The following is a 3,302-nucleotide window of genomic DNA, read 5'->3' on the forward strand; positions in this document are numbered from 1 at the left end:
ACCCGATCACAGGGGGCGGCCCTCGGGCTGCGCCGCCACCCCGGGCTCCGGCTGCTCACGCCCGAGGACTTCCCCTCCGCGGACGTCGCGCTCGTGCTGACCAGCGCCGTCACCGAGGAGACGATGACGCGGCTGGAGGACTTCGCGGACCGGTCCGACAACCCCGCCATGGGGATCGTCCTGGTCACCGAGGGCATCCGGGAGCACCAGGTGCTGCGGGCGGTGGAGCTCGGGCTGCGCGGCGTGCTCTGGCGTCAGCAGTGCGACTTCGAGCAGATCCTGGAGGTCGTCCGGTGGGTGGCCGTCGGCGGCACCGACCTGCCTTCGACGGTTCAGGGCTGGCTGGTCGACGGCTTCCGGTCGGTCCAGCGCGACGTGCTGGGACCGCGCGGGCTCACCGCCGCCGGGCTGGAGACCCGCGAGGTGGCCGTGCTGCGCCTGCTGGCCGACGGCCTGGACACCGCCGAGATCTCCCGTGAGCTCAGCTACTCCGAACGGACCATCAAGAACATCGTCAGCGGCATGATGACCAGGCTCGGCTTCCGCAACCGCACCCACGCGGTGGTCCACGCGATCAGGTCCGGAGTGCTCTGAGCCCGCGGCGGGCCGGGCCGGGCCAGGCGGGTCCCAGGTGCCTCTCGGCGCGGGAGATCCAGAGCCGGAGCGCCTGCGGGAGGGGCCGTCGAAGGCCCCTCCCACAAGCGTTGTCAGGAGAAGGTGACGGAGCGGGCCGCGAGCCGCAGGCGGAGGTTCACGCCCGGGTTCAGGACGCGGAAGACGTCGCTGTCGCAGTCGAAGTCGAAGAGGGCCGTGGCGCTCGAAGGGGTGTCGGCGTCTGCGGCCGTGGCGCGGAAGGGCGCGACCCGACCCGGCGGCCGGCCGTCGTCCTGCTCCACGGTGGTCCCGGTCTGCCGGACTACCTGGGTGACATCGCCCCCATGGTTGCGGACCTTGCGCCCGTGTACCGGTACGACCGGCGCGGCACGGGTCGCTCGATCCCCGTCCCGTGTCGGCGCTCGACTCACTCGCGCTCCGGCTCGCTCTTCCGCTGACCCGGATCGAGGGCGCAGGGCATGAGCCCTGGCGGGAGCAGCCCGACGTCGTGCGTGCACACCTCCGGCGGTTCGTGCAGGGCGCCGTGGGTGCCTAGGATCCGGGCTTCGACGGGCTCGCCGGCCGGCCTGCCCCCGGCCGAGCGGCTTCGGAGGCCGGATCGAACGTGAGCATCCGAACGGGTGTTCGTCGGACGTGGAGCGGCCCTTGAGTGATCCTGAGCCCAGGCACCGGCGTGGGGACGGCTTTCCGTGCGGGGCGCTGATCAACGGCGGGATCGAGCCGGACGGCTCAGCGGAGGTACCACTTCTGGTTCGAGGTGCCGACGCAGTCCCAGAGCTGGAGGGCCGTCCCGTTGGCGGTGCCCTGGTCCCTGGCGTCGACGCACTTGCCCAGGTGGGTGTTGACCAGGTCGTGCGCCGGGTTGAGGGCGAACTGCTGGGCCCAGCCGCCGTTGCAGCGGGCGAGCTGGATCGCGGTGCCGTCGGCGGTCGAGGCGCCGGCCACGTCCAGGCACAGGCCCAGTGAGCGGACGCTGCCGTCCGGGCGGAACTCCCAGCTCTGCCAGGCGGCACCGGTGCAGTCCCACAGTCGCAGCGCGGAGCCGTCGACGGCGGCGTGCGCGGACACCTCCGCACAGCGGTCGGAGCCGTAACCCGCGATCATCCGGCCGTTCGGGCTCGGCGCCGCGGCCGGAGCCGGTGGAGCGGCGGGCGCCGGCTGGGCGGCGCCGGGAGCGGCCGGGGCCGGCTGGGCCGCCGCCGCGGCGGGCGGCTGGTTGGCCGCCGCAGCGGGGGGCTGGGCCGGCTGCGCCGCCGAACCGGCGGCGGGCGCCTGGCTCTTCGGCGCCGCGGGTGCTCCGGTGGTGGGCGCCGGCGCGGCTCCGGGTGCGGTGTGACCGTCGGGTGCGGCGGGGGCGCCCTGCGGGCCGGCCACGGGCACTGCGCCGGGCTGGTCCGCCGCGACGGCCGGAGCGTCGGTCGGGCCGGTGGTGGCCGGCGCGGAGGTGACGGGGGAGGCGTCCGGTGCGGCCGGGGCGTCGGCGTGCACCGTCGCGCCCGGCACCCGGGCCGCGCCCAGGGCCGGGCCGGGTGCGGAGTCGGCGGCCGTGCCGTCCTTCTCCCCGGGCCCGGCGGTGACCGACACGGCGGTCACCGCGAGGGCCGCCAGCACACCGGCGGCGACCAGGGCCCCGGCGATCCGGGCCGTCCGCTCCGGCTGCTCCTCGCCGTCCGCGGCCGGCCCGGCACCGGTGGGGCGCTGGTCGGGGCGCTTGCCCGGGCGTTTCCGCGGCACGGGCGGCCGGGCGGCCGGGGCCACCGGGGCGGACGGGAGGGTGATGGGGGACGGGGCTGGCTCGGGTGCGCCCGCTTCAGCTTCAGGAGTGTCCACGGCGGGAGCCTCGTCGCCGTCAACCTCGGAGTCGTTCACCCCGGAGTTGTCCACCTCGACGGCGTCGGGCTCGGCCGTACCGGGCTCGGCCGCACCGCTGTCGGCCGCCGACGGGCTCGCCTCCCACGGCAGGGTGCGGTCCCAGAGCGCACCCCCGGGGCCGTCGGAGGTGTCCACGGACGGCGTCACACGTTCCATGCGTCTCTGCTCCACTCTTCCTTCGTCAGGCCCCGCCCGGCCGCGCGGAGAACGCCCCGGGTGCCGGGCGGCCGCGCCCGGACGGCGGGGCCCGCGTCATTCAACCCCCGCCCCGGACGGCCGCCGCGGCCCCGGCGCCGACCCGGGCCCTCCGCACCCCCTTCCTTGCATCAAGGGGCAACCCGGGCCCCCGCCCCGGGCGGGCTGCACCATCGGACACGCTTCCTGGGCCGCCGGGACAGAGAACCGCCCGCACGACGGGAGCCCCGGCCGGCGGTTCCTAGGCTGCGACCCGGAGCGACCCGGCCTGACCAGGGCGAACCGTCGGCCGCTCCGGAGCCCGGACGGACCCCGGACGGACCGAGCCCGGATGGGACCGGACGGCCCGAACCCGGATCGACCGGGCCCGGAGCTACAGCAGAGAAACGGGAGAGAACCGGACGTGAGCACCGTGGTCGTCAAGCGCCCGCCCCGCGCCGAGGGACCCGGCCTGCCGGAGGAGCAGATCGAACTGGCCGAGCCCCCCGTCCTCGGCGAGCCCGCCACCGCGGACTTCGGCTCCGTGCTGACGTACCTGCCGATGGGCCTCGGCACCGGCGCGATGGTGCTGATGTTCTCCGTCGGCAACGGCGGCACCGCGATGTACGCCATGTCCGGGA

General features: G+C 76.1%; 4 protein-coding genes. 2 read left to right on the forward strand and 2 right to left on the reverse strand.

Features of this window, described 5'->3' with window-relative positions; all coding sequences use genetic code 11:
• A partial coding sequence (locus C2142_RS36370; RefSeq protein WP_194235852.1) for a response regulator transcription factor occupies positions 1-594 on the forward strand: 594 nt, incomplete at its 5' end.
• A gap of 113 nt (positions 595-707) precedes the next feature.
• On the opposite strand, the gene C2142_RS36375 is transcribed toward C2142_RS36370, so the two are convergent.
• Positions 708-896: a hypothetical protein gene (locus C2142_RS36375; RefSeq protein WP_148647071.1), complete on the reverse strand. Its 189-nt coding sequence runs from the start codon at positions 894-896 to the stop codon at positions 708-710.
• Positions 897-1,344: 448 nt separating this feature from the next.
• Entirely contained in the window at positions 1,345-2,643 is a 1,299-nt protein-coding gene (locus C2142_RS36380) for an RICIN domain-containing protein (protein WP_148647072.1), read from the reverse strand.
• A gap of 442 nt (positions 2,644-3,085) precedes the next feature.
• Between C2142_RS36380 and C2142_RS41080 the strand changes: the two genes are divergently transcribed.
• Positions 3,086-3,302: hypothetical protein (locus C2142_RS41080; RefSeq protein ID WP_241003016.1), on the forward strand; the 217-nt coding region annotated here is incomplete at its 3' end.

The organism is Streptomyces sp. CB01881 (assembly GCF_002953255.1).
GTDB lineage: Bacteria > Actinomycetota > Actinomycetes > Streptomycetales > Streptomycetaceae > Kitasatospora.

Bases quoted from the DNA above. Each gene is read 5' to 3' on its own strand.
- C2142_RS36380 (WP_148647072.1), bottom strand. From the start codon at position 2,643: ATGGAACGTGTGACGCCGTCCGTGGACACCTCCGACGGCCCCGGGGGT.